General features: G+C 44.7%; 23 protein-coding genes. 12 read left to right on the top strand and 11 right to left on the bottom strand.

All coding sequences use genetic code 11. The features are described 5' to 3' along the window. From B3K91_RS12255 to B3K91_RS12245, 3 genes are read right to left on the bottom strand one after another with little or no spacing between them, the layout of a single operon-like run. Positions 1 to 1,023, bottom strand: coding sequence for a SurA N-terminal domain-containing protein (locus B3K91_RS12255; RefSeq protein ID WP_292589067.1), 1,023 nt, complete (start codon positions 1,021 to 1,023; stop codon positions 1 to 3). Next, positions 1,020 to 1,805 carry a nucleoside triphosphate pyrophosphohydrolase gene (gene mazG, locus B3K91_RS12250; RefSeq protein ID WP_214060874.1) on the bottom strand — a complete coding sequence of 262 codons (786 nt, stop codon included), beginning with the start codon at positions 1,803 to 1,805 and terminating at the stop codon, positions 1,020 to 1,022. Before mazG ends, B3K91_RS12255 begins: the two co-directional genes overlap by 4 nt. After that, positions 1,802 to 2,506, bottom strand: coding sequence for a ribonuclease HII (locus tag B3K91_RS12245; protein ID WP_243392286.1), 705 nt, complete (start codon positions 2,504 to 2,506; stop codon positions 1,802 to 1,804). Before B3K91_RS12245 ends, mazG begins: the two co-directional genes overlap by 4 nt. Before the next feature lie 175 nt (positions 2,507 to 2,681). On the opposite strand from B3K91_RS12245, the gene B3K91_RS12240 reads away from it, so the two are divergent. From B3K91_RS12240 to B3K91_RS13715, 6 genes are all read left to right on the top strand, one after another. Further along, positions 2,682 to 3,140 (top strand): MarR family winged helix-turn-helix transcriptional regulator, encoded by a 459-nt coding sequence (locus tag B3K91_RS12240; protein ID WP_099829624.1) that lies wholly within the window; start codon positions 2,682 to 2,684, stop codon positions 3,138 to 3,140. Positions 3,141 to 3,156: 16 nt separating this feature from the next. Beyond that, positions 3,157 to 3,822 (top strand): LptA/OstA family protein, encoded by a 666-nt coding sequence (locus tag B3K91_RS12235; RefSeq protein ID WP_099829623.1) that lies wholly within the window; start codon positions 3,157 to 3,159, stop codon positions 3,820 to 3,822. A 15-nt stretch (positions 3,823 to 3,837) separates the two neighbouring features. Continuing rightward, positions 3,838 to 5,106 (top strand): serine--tRNA ligase, encoded by a 1,269-nt coding sequence (gene serS / locus B3K91_RS12230; protein WP_099829622.1) that lies wholly within the window; start codon positions 3,838 to 3,840, stop codon positions 5,104 to 5,106. Then, positions 5,107 to 5,793: an RsmE family RNA methyltransferase gene (locus B3K91_RS12225; RefSeq protein WP_214060259.1), complete on the top strand. Its 687-nt coding sequence runs from the start codon at positions 5,107 to 5,109 to the stop codon at positions 5,791 to 5,793. It abuts the gene before it with no gap. A 10-nt stretch (positions 5,794 to 5,803) separates the two neighbouring features. Beyond that, the gene (locus B3K91_RS12220; RefSeq protein WP_099829620.1) at positions 5,804 to 6,730 is read left to right on the top strand and encodes a 1-phosphofructokinase family hexose kinase; all 927 of its coding nucleotides are present in this window, start codon (positions 5,804 to 5,806) and stop codon (positions 6,728 to 6,730) included. 308 nt (positions 6,731 to 7,038) lie between these two features. After that, positions 7,039 to 7,362 carry a DUF4332 domain-containing protein gene (locus B3K91_RS13715; protein WP_214060260.1) on the top strand — a complete coding sequence of 108 codons (324 nt, stop codon included), beginning with the start codon at positions 7,039 to 7,041 and terminating at the stop codon, positions 7,360 to 7,362. A gap of 64 nt (positions 7,363 to 7,426) precedes the next feature. On the opposite strand, the gene B3K91_RS12215 is transcribed toward B3K91_RS13715, so the two are convergent. Continuing rightward, positions 7,427 to 7,621: a hypothetical protein gene (locus B3K91_RS12215; protein ID WP_214060261.1), complete on the bottom strand. Its 195-nt coding sequence runs from the start codon at positions 7,619 to 7,621 to the stop codon at positions 7,427 to 7,429. 54 nt (positions 7,622 to 7,675) lie between these two features. Here B3K91_RS12215 and B3K91_RS12210 point away from each other — a divergent pair, with 54 nt between their 5' ends. Beyond that, positions 7,676 to 8,020 (top strand): helix-turn-helix domain-containing protein, encoded by a 345-nt coding sequence (locus B3K91_RS12210; protein WP_099829617.1) that lies wholly within the window; start codon positions 7,676 to 7,678, stop codon positions 8,018 to 8,020. Between the two features lie 72 nt (positions 8,021 to 8,092). After that, complete coding sequence (locus tag B3K91_RS12205; RefSeq protein WP_099829616.1) at positions 8,093 to 8,422, top strand: GyrI-like domain-containing protein; 330 nt, start codon at positions 8,093 to 8,095, stop codon at positions 8,420 to 8,422. A 188-nt stretch (positions 8,423 to 8,610) separates the two neighbouring features. On the opposite strand, the gene B3K91_RS12200 is transcribed toward B3K91_RS12205, so the two are convergent. The 3 genes from B3K91_RS12200 to B3K91_RS12190 form a co-directional block, all read right to left on the bottom strand. Beyond that, positions 8,611 to 9,948 (bottom strand): cyclic 2,3-diphosphoglycerate synthase, encoded by a 1,338-nt coding sequence (locus B3K91_RS12200; protein ID WP_214060262.1) that lies wholly within the window; start codon positions 9,946 to 9,948, stop codon positions 8,611 to 8,613. Positions 9,949 to 10,102: 154 nt separating this feature from the next. Further along, the gene (locus B3K91_RS12195) at positions 10,103 to 10,291 is read right to left on the bottom strand and encodes a hypothetical protein (RefSeq protein ID WP_099829614.1); all 189 of its coding nucleotides are present in this window, start codon (positions 10,289 to 10,291) and stop codon (positions 10,103 to 10,105) included. Positions 10,292 to 10,296: 5 nt separating this feature from the next. Then, the gene (locus B3K91_RS12190) at positions 10,297 to 11,373 is read right to left on the bottom strand and encodes a HesA/MoeB/ThiF family protein (RefSeq protein ID WP_102819047.1); all 1,077 of its coding nucleotides are present in this window, start codon (positions 11,371 to 11,373) and stop codon (positions 10,297 to 10,299) included. Positions 11,374 to 11,467: 94 nt separating this feature from the next. Between B3K91_RS12190 and B3K91_RS12185 the strand changes: the two genes are divergently transcribed. Next, on the top strand, positions 11,468 to 11,782 hold the full coding sequence (locus B3K91_RS12185; protein ID WP_214060263.1) for a hypothetical protein: 315 nt from the start codon (positions 11,468 to 11,470) through the stop codon (positions 11,780 to 11,782). Here the strand turns inward: B3K91_RS12185 and B3K91_RS12180 are convergent. Next, a complete protein-coding gene (locus B3K91_RS12180) occupies positions 11,764 to 13,494 on the bottom strand; it encodes an ABC transporter ATP-binding protein (protein WP_099829611.1) in 1,731 nt (576 codons plus the stop codon). The two genes, B3K91_RS12185 and B3K91_RS12180, sit on opposite strands and share 19 nt — an antisense overlap. A gap of 289 nt (positions 13,495 to 13,783) precedes the next feature. On the opposite strand from B3K91_RS12180, the gene B3K91_RS12175 reads away from it, so the two are divergent. The 3 genes from B3K91_RS12175 (at position 13,784) to B3K91_RS12165 (ending at position 15,941) form a co-directional block, all read left to right on the top strand. After that, positions 13,784 to 14,059: a flavodoxin domain-containing protein gene (locus tag B3K91_RS12175; protein ID WP_292591935.1), complete on the top strand. Its 276-nt coding sequence runs from the start codon at positions 13,784 to 13,786 to the stop codon at positions 14,057 to 14,059. Positions 14,060 to 14,549: 490 nt separating this feature from the next. Next, positions 14,550 to 15,287, top strand: a complete 738-nt coding sequence (locus B3K91_RS12170; protein WP_292595312.1) for a GNAT family N-acetyltransferase — start codon at positions 14,550 to 14,552, stop codon at positions 15,285 to 15,287. Then, positions 15,288 to 15,941: a Crp/Fnr family transcriptional regulator gene (locus B3K91_RS12165; protein WP_292591931.1), complete on the top strand. Its 654-nt coding sequence runs from the start codon at positions 15,288 to 15,290 to the stop codon at positions 15,939 to 15,941. It abuts the gene before it with no gap. Here the strand turns inward: B3K91_RS12165 and B3K91_RS12160 are convergent. From B3K91_RS12160 to B3K91_RS12150, 3 genes are read right to left on the bottom strand one after another with little or no spacing between them, the layout of a single operon-like run. Next, positions 15,938 to 16,588: an HAD family hydrolase gene (locus B3K91_RS12160; RefSeq protein ID WP_099829608.1), complete on the bottom strand. Its 651-nt coding sequence runs from the start codon at positions 16,586 to 16,588 to the stop codon at positions 15,938 to 15,940. The two genes, B3K91_RS12165 and B3K91_RS12160, sit on opposite strands and share 4 nt — an antisense overlap. After that, positions 16,585 to 17,652: an ArsR/SmtB family transcription factor gene (locus B3K91_RS12155; RefSeq protein ID WP_292591933.1), complete on the bottom strand. Its 1,068-nt coding sequence runs from the start codon at positions 17,650 to 17,652 to the stop codon at positions 16,585 to 16,587. Before B3K91_RS12155 ends, B3K91_RS12160 begins: the two co-directional genes overlap by 4 nt. Next, positions 17,652 to 18,719 (bottom strand): ArsR/SmtB family transcription factor, encoded by a 1,068-nt coding sequence (locus B3K91_RS12150; protein WP_292589050.1) that lies wholly within the window; start codon positions 18,717 to 18,719, stop codon positions 17,652 to 17,654. Before B3K91_RS12150 ends, B3K91_RS12155 begins: the two co-directional genes overlap by 1 nt. Positions 18,720 to 19,490: the final 771 nt, after the last annotated feature.

Below are 19,490 nucleotides of genomic sequence, written 5' to 3'. Positions count from 1 at the left end.
TCATTCTCCTCCATCTGCTTCATAGTATCTTTCTACTATGGCACTTTCTTTGAAAGGCTTAAATTCTTGTTCTTTCCAGACTCTCCATAACAAGTCCTTTTTCTCTTCGATCAGGTTCTTCTCGATCTCTTCCCTCACATCTTCAACACCCTGCGAACCTGCAGGAGAGTATGACTGAAGATAGATAACCGCGTATCTGTTGTCAAGAGTTACAACAGAAGAAAGCAATTCGCCGTCCGTTGGCTTGAAGAGGGACTTAACCAGTTCCGGATTGAGACTTTCAATTTCCTGCCTCGTGAAGCTTCCGGTAACAACTTCGGGAAAAGTGTCGAGAACGGAAGCTGGATTTGCATCTCTCGACGCGGCCTTCCATACAGAATAGGCTTCGGAGAATGAATCGAACAGGAGTACCTTCATGTTCGCTCTCTCTTCCTCCACAGCATACTTGGACGAATTGGCCATGTAATACTGCTCAATCTCCTCTTCTGTAACCGTAGCATTCATGGTGACTGCTTCATAGAGAGCATTAAGAACCTCTCTGTATGCAAGATCCCGGACAACTTTCGCCTCATAGGAACTCAATCCGTCGATGTATCCCCTAAGTATGTAGAAGAGATCTGCATCGGACTTCTCGATCTCCAATTCTGCCAGCGTATCCATAATAGACTTATTCACAACGCTCTTCAATGCTTCTGAGTTGGCCTCAATCCCAGCTTCTCTCGCGTACTGAATAAGAAGAGTCTCTTCAATCAACGCCTCCAGAGAATTCCTTTCATATTCTTCAAGCAACTTCTGACCGGCTTCCGTATTCAGAAGCATCTCAGAAAACAGAGGATCTACTTCTTCGATTCTTTTTGATATTTCAGTGTAGTTAGGCAGAACTTTAGAAAGAAAAGCGTCCATGGTGATAATCTCGCCATTTACCCTGGCGGCTATCCCACTCCCGGATAAATCCTCCGTTTGCGCGAATGTTGCTACAGTGAGTAACATAATAATCAGGGCAGCGATCAGCAGCTTCTTCAATTTGTACCCTCCTTCGCTTTTTCCCACAGGTGATTAAGCTCATCTATGGTCATGCTTTCAATATCCAGACCGTATCTCTCAATATGACTCTCCATCTCGTGAAAACGGTTCACGAATTTCTCTGTCGATCTTCTCAAAGCTGATTCAGGATCAACCTCGAGAAATCTCGATAAATTAGCAACTGTAAAGAGAAGGTCACCGATTTCCTCTTCAATCTTCTTTTTATCTCTTTCCTTTATAGCACAGTCCAGCTCTTCAATCTCTTCATTCAGTTTGTCGCGCGGACCATTCATATCTTCCCAATCAAATCCAACAACCGATGCATTTTCCTGAACCCTGCGGGCCAAACTAAGTGCTGGCAGCGCTTTGTTGACCTTGCCTATTGAAGAAGCGGGAGACTCATTTCCTCCCTTTTCCTTCGCTTTGATCTCTTCCCATTGGCGATAGGAGTAGCCTTTCGAATCGGAAAAGACGTGGGGATGCCTTCTGATAAGCTTTTCAGTCAACATACTGACAATATCCGTTATAGAAAACGCCCCTCTTTCGGCAGCAATCTGAGCGTGGAAGACTATCTGAAGGAGAACGTCGCCAAGCTCTTCTGCCAACTCATTGTCATTCCCTTTGTCTATAGCATCGAGAACCTCATAAGCCTCTTCTATCAGGTACGGTTTCAAGGACCTATGAGTCTGTTCTATATCCCATTCACAGCCTCCGGGAGATCTCAACTTCTTCATTGTTTCGATTAGTCTTACCCATTCGCTTTCCTCAAACTCGTCTCTCAATTCTTTGCCTCCATCTCAACCATGCCCGCTCTAAAAAGCCTTGCTCTGCCAACTCCCTCTTCATTTGACCAATGCGTTGCCAATTCCTTTGTGATCAGCTCTCTTATCGGCCTGAATGTCAATCTGTGCCACGTTGTTGGTCCGTATTTTCTCAGAGCCTGCAGATGTTTTTCTGTGCCATAACCCTTATGACTTCGATAGCCATATTCAGGATACAGAATGTCCAAAGAATCCATAATTCTATCTCTGAACACCTTTGCTACAATCGAGGCACTGGCTATCGATGCGCTCCTTCTATCTCCTCCGACTATGCACTCTCCCTTAACATCTAGATTAAGCGACTTTCCATCAACCAGAACGTAATTGGGCCTTTCGGATAAATTGTTCAGAGCCCTATTCATTGCAAGCCTTGTTGCAGCAAGAATGTTCAACAAGTCAATCTCCTCAGGCGACGAGACCCCAATACCAACTATAGAAGCCTCCATCACTCTATCGTATAGATACTCTCTTTCTTTTCTGCATAGAGCCTTGGAATCATAGACACCGTCCACAGGTTCGAGCGTAATGACTGCGGCGGCTACAACCGGACCTGACAGAGGACCTCTTCCCGCTTCGTCAACTCCGGCAACTGTTATGTAATCCTCTCTATATGAGACATCGAACCTTGTCAAATCGGCGAGCTCTCTTTCAGCTGATTTCATACTGAGATTATACATCACCATTCGGCGGCCTTCAGTCACCGTTATTATGCAAGTATAACCGTGAATGAACGCCACCAACGCTAGAATCAGTCATAACCCTGGTTAAGATGATGATATAATCTCTTGAGTAGTAACGGTTTCTTTCAACCAATACAAAGGGTTTGGAGGTGTAGTGATGTCCGGAAATGAAATCGAAAAGGAAGATGCAGCAGTTCTGGAGAAAAACCTGAGAACGATTTCTACGAGGATTAGAAGGGAAGGAAGAAAGGTTCTGAGGGACTTCCCGATCACTCCGGCCCAGTTCGATGTCCTGCAGGTCCTTTTCTTCAATGGAGAAAAGAGGATGAGTGACATCAGTCGCTGGCTTGGAATAACCAAGAGCACAACAACAGGTCTTGTGAAAAGGCTTATTGATGCTGATTTGGTAGAACGAAGACGTTCCGACAAAGATAGGAGATCATTCATAATCGACATTTCCGATTCTGGAAGAACACTTATAGAGAACGTTATCGATAGAAGAGTAGAGTACCTGAAATCGGTAATGACTGAAATAAAGTCCGATCAGGTAAAGGCTCTCGAGGTAATCGTCAAGAATCTTATAGAGATAATGGACTCTAAGAAAGCAAACGAATAATCGTCTGGAGGTATTCATGAAGAGAAAGAGTATTATTATAACTGGACTAATTCTCGTTTCCCTTGCAGCAACAATCTTTGCAAGCACCGTGAGAATTAAAGGGGATACTGTTCTGGGGTCGCTCCGAAAAGATGTCTTTACTTTTATAGGTAACGTGTCGATAAATAAGGATGGAGACATTTACGTAGAGACTCCTCTTGCAACGGCCACGAAAGGCACAACTGACTGGGAAAGCTTTGTGACTGAAGGGGAGACATTCGTCAAGTTTCAGACCGGTGAGGCAACCGCCTCTTCCCTTGATTACAACCTTGATAAGTCAACCGGCATACTTGTCGGAAATGTTGAAGCGATGATCTACTCAAAGGAAGAAGATGGAAAAAACATAAACATTTATCGGACAGAGATTCTCAACTTCGATCAAAAGAGCGAATATTACGAGGGTTTCGCGAAGGAGACCGAAGAGGCAACTCCCGAACTTATCTTCATCGATTACAAGGGCGACCTCAACGTTGATACCCTTTACTTCGAATACTTTGGAGATACGGGACTCCTGAACCTTAAAGGAAGCGTTTTCGTAGATGACTTCAAGAATAGTAGGAAGATCTGGGCCAGTGAACTGATTTACGATACAAATGACGATTCATTCGAAGGAAAGAGTGTGGAGATAGAGCTTGTTTTCTAGCAGGAGGAAGAGACAATGATTGATGTAAGGTTGATTCGAGAGAATCCGGAGATTGTTAGAAAGGGCCTTGAACAGAGGTGTATGAGCTCCGAACTACTGGACGAAATTGTGAATCTTGAGTCAAGGAGACGAGAGGCTCTTCAAATTGTGGAGCAAAAGAAGGCCGAAAGAAACAGTATATCCTCGGAAATTGCCCGCGCCAAGGCCAGTAAAGACCAGAGTCTTGCTGCTTCTCTGATGGAAAGGGCAAAGGAGATTTCGTCTGAAGTCAAGGACCTGGACAACCGAACTTCTCAAATTGACGAAGAGCTTAGAGAGAAACTCCTGTATCTTCCGAACATCCCCTCAAGCACGACCCCTGTAGGAAAGGGCGAGGAAGACAATGTAGTTCTCAGATTCTGGGGTGAACCGAGAAAAGTTGATTTCGAAATCAAAGCTCACTGGGATTATGGTCCGGACACAGGACTGATTGACTTCGAAAGGGCTGCCAAGATTTCTGGAGCGAGATTCACTATTCTTAGGGGAGATCTCGCAAGGCTTGAGAGGTCAATTGCGAATTTCATGCTAGACCTCCACCACTCGAAGGGATACGAAGAAGTTGCCCTTCCTTTCATGGTGAAGAGGGAGACAATGCAGGCAACAGGTCAGCTTCCCAAGTTCGAAGACGAGGCTTACAGGATAGATCCCGATGATATGTTCATGATACCGACGGCCGAAGTGCCGCTGGTGGCACAACACATGGATGAAATAATAGATAGCGATCTTCCAAAGAAGTACACTGCCTACAGCGCCTGCTTCAGAAGAGAAGCCGGATCTTATGGAAAGGACGTAAGAGGAATGATAAGGGTCCATCAGTTTGACAAGGTGGAGCTCGTCTGGTTCACTCATCCCGACAAGTCCTATGATGCGCTGGAGAGTCTCACTGCCGATGCCGAGGACGTTTTGAAGAAGCTTGAACTCCCTTACAGAGTTGTATCTCTCTGCACCGGAGATATCGGATTTGCATCAGCCAAGACATACGATCTTGAAGTTTGGTTGCCTTCATACAATACATATAGAGAGATCTCTTCCTGTTCAAATGTTGAAGACTTCCAGCCGAGAAGGGCAAACATCAGATTCAGAGACGACGATAACAAACTGAGGTTCGTGCATTGCCTGAACGGTTCGGGACTTGCAGTTGGAAGAACTCTGGTTGCAATAGTGGAGAACTACCAGAGAGAGGACGGAAAAATCGTTGTTCCCAAAGTGCTCGTGCCGTATATGGGACAGGAGGTTATCGGTTAATTGCCGAATGCTTACTTTGTATTGGCAGAAGGTAACACGGTCACTCTTGACAGCGATGAAACGAAGCACCTTAAGGTGATGAGGGCTAATCCGGGAGATGAACTGATAGGTATCGACGGAAGGGGAACTATCTACAGATTCGTTCTTAAAGAGCTGGGAAAGTCGAGTAGTTCTGGAAAGATAATCGAACGAGAATACATAGAACGAGATAAAAAAAGAGTAACTATAGCCGTGGCATCAACGAAGTGGCCACGGCTTCGCATTCTTATTGAGAAAGCTACTGAACTCGGAGTCGATAGAATAGAAGTCTTCAACAGTGTGAGGTCAGTCTCGAGACTAGACGAAAGCAAGACCGCAAAGCTCCTGACCGTAGCCAAAGAGGCCGCAAAACAGAGTGTGAACCCTCGTGTTCCCGAAGTATCTGTTCTGAAGAGTTTCGCCTTGGAAGGATCGCGTAATCTGCTTCTTGACTTTGGAGGAAGAGCAATTAGGGAGATGCAAAAAGATCTTGCTGAGGAACGTAATCTAAGAGTGATTGTTGGACCTGAAGGAGGTTTTACTCAGAAGGAGATTGCGCAGTTGACCGATCATTGCACTTCTATCTCTCTCGGTAGTAGAACGCTTAGAGTGGAGACAGGTGTTATTGTCATTCTAAGTATTATCAATTACTTTCTTGGCAGAATATAGGAGGAAGATGATGATCTTTTCACTGACATTGAATGCAGCGCTGGATAGATTTCTCTACACAGAAAGACTTACAGAAGACGATACCGTAAGGGTAGAGAGAGTGAAGGATTACCCCGCCGGAAAGGGAGTAGATGTGTCTCGAGTAGTAAACGAACTGGGTGGTCACTCTGTATCAATTGCCTTTCTTGGTGGACACACCGGAAAGATAGTAGAGGAAATGCTGGATGAAGAAGGTGTTGTTTATGCAACGGTAAGAAGTGATAAGGAGACGAGAACGAACATACTCATTGAAACGAAAAAAGGACAGTACAGGTTGAGTCTTCCGGGACCTGTTATCTCCAACAGAGAAGTAGACAAGCTGTTCAAGACGGTCGATATTCTGCTTAGAAAGGATGACTATCTGCTATTATGCGGAAGTGTTCCAGAAGGAGTCAGCAACGATATTTACAGGCAGCTGTGTTCAAGAATGAGGGGTATTGGTGTCAACGTCTATATTGATTCCGATAAAGAACCTTTTTCTGAAGGAGTTAAGGCTGGTCCCAAAGGAATAAAGCCGAATACACACGAACTTCAGAGGTTGCTGAAACGAGACTTGAAAGGAGAGTCCGACCTCAGAAGGGCAGTTCAGGAAGTTTCTGAAAAGTACTCGATCGAGGAAGTTCTTCTTACTATGGGTGGAAAGGGAGCTCTTGCACTTCTGAGCGGCAGCCTCTATAGAATAAACGTTCCTGAAGTTCCTGTAAAGAGCGCAGTTGGCGCCGGCGACTCATTCCTTGCCGCCTACTGCATGTCCAGAGAGCTGGGAGAAACAGCAGAGGTTGCGTTGAAAATGGCTGGAGCTGCTAGTTCTGCGGCTGTTATGACTCCGGGTACTGAACTCTGCAAGTACAACGATGTTATTGAACTCCTGCCAAGAATCGAAGTAAAAAGGCTATGATGACTTTCAGCGCGTACCATCAACGTTTCTGCCTGCTTCTTGAAGGTTCCGTGTCTCCTTCATAATGAGAAGGGCGATCGATGTAATAAAGAAAATTTCTCGGTTTTCCTCAAAAGAAAGGGCAAGAAATCAAGTGTTATTGATGGTCTAGTAGAATCTTCTTTGAAAGGTTCCTCCTTGATTCGAAAAGCAAAACAATCGAAGAGACAGAAACAGAAGATATTCTGTATTTCAGCAGAGTCTTTGCGGAAGAGAGAAGCTTTCCGAAGAAACTTCTGAGGAGTATAGCGCTCTATTTCTGTTTTCTCTTGCAACCTTCACTCGCTGCACGTGCTTCCGAGCTTCGTGAGAAAGAAGTATCTTCGGACCGGAAAGGACTTGATAGTTTCCTGGGGCACGACAGACAGGTTATTGACAAACTCGCACAGGCAGGGATCATCCGAACTGACCAGATGATCGAAGCTGCATTTACTCCAGAACTTAGGGAAAGCCTATCTCAACGGACAGGCATCGAAATTCACAAGATAATAGAAAACTTGAAACTTTCAGATCTCTCGCGGTTGAAAGGGATGAAAGGCGTACGGGCAAGACTGTACTATGAGGCAGGTGTGGGTGTTTGCTGCAGAATATAAACAGTGTGGGTACACTTGACAATCTCTCTTCTTGGGAATCGGAACAACTGAGGCTAATGCTGATTTATTTCGTTGAGAAGACTGGCTTTGAAGGAATTCCGCCTCTACCGAAGGAAGTTAGCAGCACTATCGAAGCTGCCAGAGCAATTGGAAGACTCGTCTTATACTGATTTTCCATTTCTTCATTGAACCATTTGACTCCACCAAGTTGATAACCAAGTCTCCAGGTTTCTATTTGGATCATGATAATTCCTATCAAAAAGCCACTCCCTTCGCTAATGTATAATCTTGCATACACGGAGGAGGTGAAGGGATGGTTAAGGATACCGTATTGAAGGAAGATTACGTCGATTGCGTCAATTCTGTTATAGATTACATTGAAGAGAGTCTGTCAGCTCAAGTTACTATCAGCGATCTCTGTGCAAAGACATTCTACTCGCCTGTTCATCTTCAGCGAATCTTCCTCCATACAGTTGGCGAAACCATCGGACAGTATCTCAAGGGTAGAAGGCTTAGCGAAGCGGCTGATAGGCTAGCAACAACTTCAATGCCAATACTCGAAATTGCTCTTCAGTTCGGATATGATTCCCAAGAATCCTTCACCAGAGCATTCAGAAGCAAGTATTTTATTACCCCGGGAAAGTATCGAAGACTCTAACTTCACTTCGCCGTTACCCAGAAGAAGAGACTTCACAGGAGAGACATTTTGAGTCTTGAGGGAGGGATAAGAATGGAACCGAAAATCGTTCACAAAGAAGCATTCAAGGTAGTAGGCCTCAAGTATTGGGGAAACGATCCGGCGAATAATTGTCCGAAGCTCTGGCGTGATTTCATGGAGAGATACTCAGAGATCGAGAATGTTATACCTTCACAGGAGCACTACGGAATAATGTGCACCAGGGAAGAGGATTTCGTTGACGGTAAGTTCGACTACATTGCTTCCGCAGAAGTTTCAAGCCTGGACAAGATACCGGTGGGAATGGTGGGGGCCGAGATACCCGAGGCAACTTACGCTGCCTTTACCCACAAGGGAAAGCTCGACTCACTACAGGATACTTAACGAGTACATATACGGCAAGTGTTTCAGAACTCCGAGTATGAACCTGTCGGACTGAATGAGTTTGAGCTATATGATGGGAGATTCACGGGAGAAGAAGACTCGGAGTTCGATATCTATATACCTTTCAAGAAGAAACAATAAACAAGAAAGAGGGGGACTGGAATACCAGTCCCCCTCTTTCTTAGACGTCAGATATTATGCTTCTTGAGGAATTCCTCGATTATGTCCTCCAAATCGGGCTTCCCAATTTCCTGAAGCTCGTAGCCTATCCTAACTGCCGGTTTCTTTATGTCGATGACTCTTCTCAAGTCTATCGGGGTTCCAATTATGACGAGATCAACGTCTGCCTTGTTAATGGTCTCCTCAAGCTCCTTCATCTGCTTTTCGCCATATCCCATGGCCGGAAGGATTTGATCCAAGTGATTGTACTTCTCGTAAGTCGCAATGAGTGATCCAACTGCATACGGTCTTGGATCGACTATCTCTCCAGCACCGAATTTCTTGGCAGCTACCCAGCCGGCCCCATATCTCATTCCACCATGGGTTAGAGTCGGTCCGTCCTCAACAACCAGTACTCTCTTGCCCTTTATTTCAGATGCCTTGCCCCCCTCTACTGTGATCGGTGAAGCACCATCGACAACGATTGCATCGGGGTTGTGTTTCGCAATATTCTGTCTGACGGTATCGATGTCCTCCGGAGAAGCGGTTTCTTCCTTGTTGATAACGATTACATCGGCCATCATCAGATTTGTGAAGCCGGGGTAATATGTAGTCTCGTGACCGGCTCTGTGAGGGTCAACTACAGTGATAAATAGATCTGTCTTGTAGAAGGAAAAGTCGTTGTTTCCGCCATCCCAGATAATTACGTCTACATCTTCTTTTTCTGCTTCTCTGAGGATCGCCTCGTAGTCAACGCCTGCGTAGATAACTGCTTTACGGTCTATGTGAGGCTCATATTCTTCTCTTTCTTCTATCGTGCATTCGTGTTTGTCGAGATCCGAATAATCGGCGAATCTTTGAACCTTCTGCTTCACAAGGTCTCCATATGGCATGGGATGTCTTATCGATACAACTTTCTTTCCCTTTGCCCTCAGAATGTCTAGGACCCTTCTCGTTGTCTGGCTCTTGCCACAACCTGTTCTAACTGCGCAGATAGAGATTACCGGTTTCGAGGATTTGACCATCGTCTTGCTCGGACCAAGAAGTACGAAGTCTGCTCCGTGAGCATTGGCTATTGCCGCCCTCTCCATAACATATTGATTCGGAAGGTCGCTGTATGCAAGCACTACCTGATCGATCTTGTGCTCGTCAATCAACTTTCCATAGTCATCTTCTGGCAATATCGGGATGCCGTTAGCATAGAGCCTGCCTGCGAGTTCCGCAGGATACTTCTTTCCATCGATACCGGGAATCTGCGTTGCCGTGAAGGCTACAACTTCGAATTCGTCATTATCCCGATAATAAGTATTGAAGTTGTGAAAATCGCGTCCTGCGGCGCCGAGAATCAAAACCCTTTTCTTTTCCAATTTCTACACCTCCGTTTTTATTTAAACTATCCATCAAAATTCTACATTCAAAAGAGCCAATGTACAAAAAAACTCAATTCTCCCACAAACCGATAGAGCTTAATAAATCGCTCCAACTGATCTTATACGCAAGTATGCGTAAGTATGCGCCAGTTTATCCGCCGTTGGCAGCATTGATTATGAGAACTCTTGACTTGGCCGGAATCAACTCTCCCTGCCTTACCAGACGGCCATTCACCATAACCAGAACTGAGACTCTCCCGAGTCGAGTCTCCTCTAAAAGTTCTCCATATGTCAAATCTCTGTCGAAATCCCACTTCCTGTCTCCGTATACAACTTCCAAGAGAGTCACCTCTTCGCTTTAGAACAGATCGGGCAGTCTTCCCTGCGCTCAACCGATATTTCCTCGAATCGGTTTCTCTTCAGATCGAAAGAGAAGACTTCACCTTCATAAGGTCTTTTGTTGAGGTAGCTTATCACGATTGCTGCTTCAAGCAATCCGCCGAAGTAGCTGGCAAACGGCAGTATTCCTTTGGGAGCAGCGGTATCCTTTCTGTTGTCGCCCATGAAACACCTGTAGCATGGCGATTCTCTATCCCTAAACATAGCATAGCCGCTGAAGCCTTCGACTCCAGAATCGACGAAAGGGACTCCATTTCGATAGCACGAATCGTTTATCAGATACCTGGCATCATAGTTGTCAACACAGCTGACAACAATATCCGGTCTTTCAGATCTAATTAGCTCCGGATCAAACTGCTTCCGATAAACTTTTGCGCTTACTCCACTGTAATACTGTGAAATCTTTCGCTCAATAACACTTGCTTTTGAAAGACCTATATCTCCATAATCGTACAAAATTTGTCGGTGCAAATTGTTAAGCTTCACTTCACCGGGCTCAACAATGCAAACATCATCAACCCCGCTATCAAGCAAGGTCTTTATTAGGGGACACCCTAATCCACCTGCTCCAATAACCATCACTCTGCCCTTTCTAATTAACCTGTCAAGACTTACTGGGAGTTCTTTTACGGGGGCTTCGCTCGACGCGTCACTCATCAACTGGAAGAATACATTTGCGGCGATCACCGGAGCGTATATTAACGGTAGAGTGTGAGGAAAAGCAACAATCTTCTTCCCTTCATCTTCTTCAATGCTTATCTCGTCCCCGTCAATGAATTCTATTGTAGCTTTCTGCCTGTAGATCAACGGAGAGTAGAAGGGAAGGATTTTCTGCCTGGGAAAGTCTCCAGTAATCCCGGATAGGCCGCTCCTTATCAACAATTCAGCTATTCGTTCTTCTATCTCACTTGATAGTCCACCGAATGTCTCCCCGGCAAGTCGAAGAAGCAAAGGCTTAGTCACTCCTTCTACAAGTAACTGACGCTCATACCATTTGAAAAGAAAACCTCTCTCTATGTCCATAAGCATCCCTCCAAAGAACTCCGGCTAGCTTTAAGTATAACAAATAAACCTTAATGTCCAGATTGAGAGTCATAATCTTCAAGGGGGTGAAAGTATGAGATACAGAGTAAGGAGTTGTCTCTTCCCAACAAGATACTCGGATAACTGGGAGACGGTTGAAAAACTCCAGCTGCACGAATCGCTTTCTGAAGGTAAATTCAAGCCCTCATCGTCATCAAGGCCTTCCGAGCCAGCCTCCTTAGATCCCGATTACTGGCAGAAAGTTGAGCAACATCTTGAAGAAACCTACTTTGGAAACTCTTTCAGGAGTATTCCCAAGAGCATCCTCGAGGAGTTCATCACAACTGTCCTCAGCTTACCTGACAGATACGTTTACATAGAAAGAAGCAATCACATGTCGGGGATGTAACCCTTGAATTGAGCCCTGTAGAGTCTCGCGTAGTGCCCACCCTTCTCGAGAAGCTCGTCATGAGAGCCTCTCTCAATTATTCCGTCACTTGTTATGACAACTATCTCGTCTGCATTCTTTATCGTTGAAAGCCTGTGAGCAATTACCAGTGTGGTACGGCCTTTTGATAAGGCTTCCAGAGACTCTTGTATCTTGAGTTCCGTTTCATTGTCAAGAGCAGAGGTAGCCTCATCCAGTATCAGAAGCGGAGGATTCTTGAGAAATACCCTGGCAATTGAAATTCTCTGTTTCTGACCACCTGAAAGCATTACGCCTCTTTCGCCGACATACGAATCGTACCCATTTTCCAGGCTCAGAATGAAGTCATGGATATTTGCTCTCTTAGCCGCTTCAACTATCTCTTCGTCTGTAGCGTCGCCCTTGCCATACGCGATATTGTCACGAATGCTTCCTGCAAAAAGGAAAACATCCTGCTGAACTATCCCTATATGGCTTCTTAAGGAATGCAGAGTCACATTTCGTATATCTATTCCGTCTATAGTGATCTTTCCGCTATTGACATCATAGAACCTCGGTATCAGATGACATAACGTTGTCTTCCCTCCCCCAGAAGGGCCGACAAGAGCCACCATTTCTCCTGCTGGAATATGAAGGCTGATATCCTTCAGAACGTTTTCTCCGCCGTCGTATGCGAAAGATACCCCCTCTACTCTTACATCTCCCCTGACATCTGTCAGTTCAATAGCGTCAGGAGAATCGGTGATACTGGATTTTGTCTCCATTATCTCTACAAACCTTTCAAATCCAGACATACCGTCTTCATATTGCTGAGCGAACTGCATAAGTCTTCTTATAGGCTGCAAGAAGAGGTCCACATATAGAAAATAGGCGACAAAGGCGCCAATCGTTATCTCGCCTGAGTAAGTCAAATAACCTCCAAGAGCGAGCACGGTGACCTTGAGCATGTTCATCATCAGGTCGATACCGGTTGTCATCTCAGCCATTGATTTGAATGCAAACTGTCTCGACTCTTTGAACTCCTGATTCCCAAGATCGAACTTGTTCTTTTCGAATTCCTCGTTGGTGAACGATTGTGCAACCCTTATTCCCGAAATACTGTTTTCCAGTTGAGCATTCACATTGGCAATCTTCTTCCTCACGAGTCTGAATGCCCTTGCCATCTTCTGCCTCTTCTTGATTCCGTACCAAATCATGAAAGGTATGTAAGCAAAGACCACAAGAGTGAGCCTCCAGTCATTCTGCATGAGAATGACGAAAGCTCCGACCAGAGTGACGACCGAAATGAAAAGATCTTCAGGCCCGTGATGAGCGAGTTCAGTTATCTCTCTTAGGTCATTGACGATTCGCGACATTATCTTTCCTGTTCTTACCTTGTCAAAATAACTAAAAGAAAGAGTCTGGAGATGGGAGAAGATATCCTTTCTCATGTTGTATTCCATTCTTACTCCCACAACATGACCCCAGTAGTTGACAATGTAGTTGAAGACGGCCCTCAATATGAACAGCATCGCCATAATCACTGAGATGATCACTATACCTCTCATATTCCCGGATGGTATATAGTTGTCAAGCGCTAATGTGGTGAATCTAGGGAACACCAGATCTATTCCAGCGATCATAAAAGCACAGGCCATGTCAAGTATGAAAAGCCTCAAATGTGGCCGATAATAGGCTATGAACTTTCGAATCATTGTAGGCCTCCTATGTAGTAAGGTAAGCGTCTCAATTCTACATTAGAAAGATCTAGATAACAAGGTTGAAAGGAATCTTCTGAATAGTTGAACTTGAATGGCCCTTTTAGATAGTTCTTCTGAACTCTCTTGGCAAGACTAGATCGCTACCTTTGCTGTTAGAATGAGAAGGAGAGTTAAGAAAAACAGGAGGGAAATCTTGTGCCAAGAGTAGCTGTTTTTATCCAAGAGCCGGTATGGTAGCTCGGAAAAGTATGCGACGTGGATTGCAGAAGAACTGTAGGCAGATCTGTTCGCTGCAGATAGTTTCGATGCCAAGAAGTTTCATAGTTACGAATGTGTTGTCTTCGGCGGCTCTCTCTATGCGAGCGAGCTTATTGGTATAAATGTGATAAATGAGAACTTCGAAACCTTAAGAAATAAGAAGGTAGTTCTCTTCTCGGTAGGAGCATCACCGGCAAGACCAGAAGTACTAGAAGAGATTAAGCTCAAGAACTTAACTCCTGAAATGATATGCCATGCAGAATTTCATCACCTAAGGGGGGCTTTGACTTCAATAAACTGAATATCAAAGACAAAATCCTCATGTCTCTCTTGAGATTAAAGCTTAAGATGAAGAAGAGGCACGGACAAGAATTTTCCGACGATGAAAAAGGCATGCTTGCTGCGTATGAAACGGCCGTCGATTTAACAAAAAGAAAGGCGATCGAACCAACTGTCGAGAGTGTTCGAGAATATCTGGCAGAAAGCACTTGAGACTAAGCGATTTGCCGCATAAGATCAGCTCACCGTGAATCTGTTGGATGAATCAGTAAATGAATTGGCTAAGATTTGCTTCAGAAATCAACAATTGAGGGATATTTGTGTCGAGTTTCTTTCGATCCCATCAGCCTGGAATTTCCTTAGTGGAGTTGCCTTCTGCATAGGTCATAACGTATCATGTCAGAGGCAGCAGCTCATCAAGAAACCAGTGATTTACCGCACTCATGTCAACAATAAATGGCTAGTCAGTTATGACGTAAAATTTACCTGAAATTGGTGAGATTGGAGATACTATGTCAAGGATCAGGAAGCTTGAAGAGATTACGTTGAACTCCTGGCCCGCCGCCTACAGCAGGTTGAGGGATGGATGGATAATGAGATGCGCCGGCGGATACACAAACAGGTCAAACTCAGTATATCCACTATATGATTCTCACGAATCTCTTTCTCATAAGATCGAAGAGGTCAGATCATTTTACCGTTCCAGGGATCTGCCTCCAATGTTCAAATTGACACAGGAGTCTAAGCCGGTCTTCCTTGACAAAACCCTTGAAGAGATGGGCTTTCAAGAGATAGACAGGGCTCTCGTCATGACTAAGACCTTGGACAGCAAAAGGTTAGATATCTCCGATCTCGATATCTTCCCAACACCGGAAGAAAGATGGCTCGACATCTTTTTCTCACTTAACAAGAGAGCACGGGGTAATAAGTCTTGGGCAAAGAAACTTCTTTCGATGCTAATATCCGAGAGCTTCTTCGTGCTACTCAAGAAGGAGGGAAACGATGTTGGTTGTGGTTTGGCAGTCATTGAAGGAGACCATATAGGATTATTCGGAATAGCTGTCCTCGAAACTGAAAGGCGAAAGGGTTATGGAATACAGATAACCGAGAAACTGCTGGAACTCGGAAAGAAAAGGGGCGCTAGAATCGCCTATCTTCAAGTAGACAAACCTAACATAAATGCAATAAGACTCTATTCAAGAGTCGGGTTTAAGATGGAATACGAGTACTGGTACAGGGTTGATAAGTAGATGCTGCATACCATAGACCTTTTCAGCGATTTGACCTCCGGCGAAATAGATGAAATACTTGTTGGCTCTCGAAGGATGCACTCTTCAAGCAACCAGGTCTTGTACACTCCCGATGATCGGTGCGATTCGCTAAGTCTTGTTCTCGAAGGCAAACTCCGAATATCGAAGTTTTTGCCTTCAGGCCAGGAACAGATTATGAACCGTCTGGAAAAGGGGCAGATGTTCGGCGAGGCGTTGGTTTTTGCAGGAAGAAGGTATGCTTCTTATGTGGTTTCAGAGGTGGATTCGGAGATTCTCAACATCCCCAAGAAAGTGCTTCTGTATCCTTTCAAGAATCAGTGCTTTCTTCTCACTTATCTCAGAAGCATTTCCGAGAAGATCTTGAATCTGTCAAGCATAATCGAGATTCTTTCACTATCCACTGTGAAGAAAAAGATCGCCAGTTATCTGCTTGAATTATCTCTTGAAAAGGACTCCCAAACTTTGAAGCTTCCCTGCACAAAGAAGACTCTGGCCAGTCTAATAGGATCAACGAGAGAGGTGGTGTCCAGAAACTTCTCGGAACTTGAAAGAGACGGGATCATTTCCATGCCTGATAGAAACACAGTGGAGATAAGGAATCTCAAGCGCCTGGAAAACTTGCTTTTCGACTAACTCTCAAGAAGTTTTTCGAGATACTCTTTTACTCCGTAAAGATCTTCGAAAACATCTTTCGAGAAAGACAAATCTAGATGGGCATTCTCTTCATTTCTAACACCCAGCACTTCCATTCCAGCTCTAACGCCACTTCTTATTCCATTTGGCGAGTCTTCAACAACAACACACTCTTCAGGCTTGACTCCAAGAAGCTCCGCAGCTCTGAGATAGATAATAGGTGAGGGTTTAGATTCATGAACTTCATCACCACCCACAACTACCTCGAAGTAATCGAGTACGTTAATCTTTCTCATAAGTTCCTCAATGGCGGCCCTCTCTGTAGATGAAGCTATGGCCAGCTTAACCTTTTCCGACAGGTAAGCGAGAAGGTCGATCAACCCGGGATTTGGTTCTAGAGTCTCCCTTGCAAGCTTCATGTACCTTTCCATGTATCTTCTGCCAAAGTCCTCAGGTTTCATATCTAGTCCCGCCGTTTCTACAACGACCTTCTGGGTCTCTGTCATCTTCAGACCCATCTGCTTTTCAAACAACTCAACACTTATCTTACCGCCCAGCTCGGTTACCAGTTCCGTACATGCCTTTCTATAGACTTTTTCCGAATCGATAATGACCCCGTCCATATCGAATACTACCGCTCTAATCATCTTTTCTCCCTTATGTTCAACAGATTTCTAATATCTGCAGCTGCCCTACTTATGGTCTCTTTTCTTACGTAGATGACGCTGTTAAATGGGTCCACATCTATCAACGATGACTTGAAAAGAAGACCAATGTGATAGGAGATAGTCGACTTTGTAAGTCCAGTGAACTCAACTAAATCTCTCTGCAGGGCGGGCTCGTTATTCAACTTCTTCAAGATCTTGAAACGGGTTTCATCTGACAGGACTTTCAGAAGACTCCTCAACCTTACCTCTTTAGGTATTCTGCCCGAGAAATCTTCAGTAACTTCTTCAAGACCCATTATAAGGAGGTGGAACGTCGGATAGGTCATTACACCGGAGTTTGTGTGGGGCACAGAGTTCTGAAGTGTTATATACAAGGGTTTGGACTCGTCCAGCGTTATGCCATAATAGTCTAGATAGTTCGAGAATGCATCTCTAATCCTCTGAGGAGAACTGTTCTCCACGTACCCTTTTACAAGCCGCATGTTAAGCTCCCTCAATCCACTGCGCTCATAGTAATTCAGGATTTTCAGCGTATTGGAAGAGAGGAAATCCATTGCGGTCTTCGGGAAGAAAAGCAGCTGGTTTATGAACCATACTGTGTCAGCACTTATTCCGCCGATTGCCTCTATAGCCTGCGAGACCTTCTGAGGGTTCTCATGGATCATACGATTAAGTTCATCGTGTGAAATCTTCAGTCTTCTTTCGGCAAAGACACGAATGAATCGATCTCTTATCAGCTTTACGCCTTCCTCAGCTATGTTTAGGCTTTCCTCTATTGTTACGAACATTCCGTCCTGCAGCTTCTGCCTAATTGGAAAGAGTATGGGAGCCATCACACCTAATTCATTCATGAAGGTAATATACATCCTTGTTGACCATTCTGTGTCTCTCAACAAATCCCCTCTGAATTCCATCAGCTGCGTTGATGGCTCATAATCAACTCCGAGTGTCTTAAGCACCTTCTCAACCGGACCAGTGTTGAGCGAGAATTGAATGGCCATCGTCAGATCGTATATCTCGAAGTATCCTGTAATCAATTCCATTACTCTTCACCCTCTTCGTACAGCGTTTCCAATCTCTTAAGTATCTTCTCGAGACGCTCTTTATTAAGTGAAAAGTACACCCTTCTGTGATCCTTACGACTCGTGACAAGAGCCAGCTCACCCAATGTAGAAAGGTGGTAGGAAACGGTCGCCTTCGACAAACCCACAATTCTCGCAAGCTCATCTACGTATTTCGGCTCGTCGGATATCGCCTTAAGAATCTGCATCTTTGTCTGATCGGAAAGATTTCTAAGAAATAATCTGAGAGTGTTGTCGGTTACCACAGGATTCATGATCTCTTCAATCTGTTTCAGGTGCTCACTGAAAACTATGAGTTGGATATCGCAGGCGCTGGCGAACTTGAGGCCCGAATACTTGAGAGTGTTCTGAAATAAAAGGTGAAGAGGCAAATCTTCCCTGGGCCTTATACCGTAGAATTTCAGGAAATCCTCCGCAACTTCCTCGTACTCTTCGGCTCTGAATAGTCTTAGCCTTTCAGCAATCTTGTCACGATTCTTCTTTCTGAGCCCTGATTCTTCATAGTGCTTCTTAAGTTCTCTCAGAGCAAAGATTAGAATCTCCTTAGACTGTTTGGGAAACTTGATCAGTTGAGTGATGAACCAAGTCGTGTTCTCAGAAAGGTCTTCTGCCTTGTCAACGGCCTCCGAAACGATGCTCAAGTCACCGTCTAGCGTCTTCTTCACGTCCTCTTGAGAGAGATTTAGATTGTTCAACAAGATGCTGTCAACCACACACCTTGCCTTTTCTTCAAAACTTTTTCCCAGGCTCTCTATGGCCTCTTCAATAAGAAGCTCGCCTCCGGGCTCCTTTGGAAAATCACAGAAGAATATGACACTGTCCTTTATTTCGGAGAAGACCTCAACAGCCACTCTTATCGACCAGTTATCATTACTTCTAACTCTATCAAGAAATTCGGCAAGTTCTCTTCCTGGTTCGAAATCAAACCCCAGGTCTTGCGAGAGCGCATCGAAGTAACTCTTTCTATCAGCAAACCCACACGCCATTAAAATCTCTACAAGTTCAACGTATCCCGGAATGATTTTCAAGGAATACACCTCTCAAGTTCGACTTGTCTTGAATTATAGCACAGATACAGTTAGAGTAATTTAGAACTGATCTCTCTGTTCTGACTAGACATAGCTCTTAGGCTTTGCAGAACTCGCTCCAACACGAATCTATTCATGCTTATGATCCCTACCATTCAACGATCAGAGAATATAAGGTCCTTAAACGACATATAGTTAGAAATTCATTGTTCGTTAACATTTAAGGTTTGACAATTATCAAACCCAATGCTAAGATCAAAATGTAAGAGATGAATCGAACGCAACGAAAAGGAGGAGTCGATATGAAGAGAGAACCAAAGAGAATACGAAAAGACATTCAGAAAGAAATTGACAAGGCAAGATCGGCTTCTGCAAAACACGGTAATTTCCTGGCGTTCTGAAGAATTTACCAGTAGAATCGCGACATACAAGCAACCCCCCTTTTCCCCCACGGAAAGAAAGATGACTTCGGGTCTCAGCAGAGGCCCTTTTTTCATTCCTTTCAAAGTAGGGGAAGGACCTCCTACTATCAAAAGCAAAGAGACCTTGGTCGCTGATAAAACCACGTTGGCCGTCAACGATCCTCCGTCCTCCGAGAAGAGAGAGGACAAGCAGAAATGATGCCGACTTCATCGGGAAGTGAGGCTCGCTGGCGCGAGGAAGCGATGCCCGGAGAAACGTTCGGGGAAGTGATGCGCCGAAAAGCATCGGCGGAAGTGATGCCACCTTCGGTGGGACGCAATGCACTGAAGAGCATCAGTGATAGCAATG

Origin of the sequence: Mesotoga sp. UBA5847 (assembly GCF_002432735.1) — a bacterium.
Lineage (GTDB): Bacteria > Thermotogota > Thermotogae > Petrotogales > Kosmotogaceae > Mesotoga.
The sequence above is the reverse complement of the archived record's forward strand: the minus strand, read 5'-3'. Positions and strand labels throughout refer to the sequence as shown.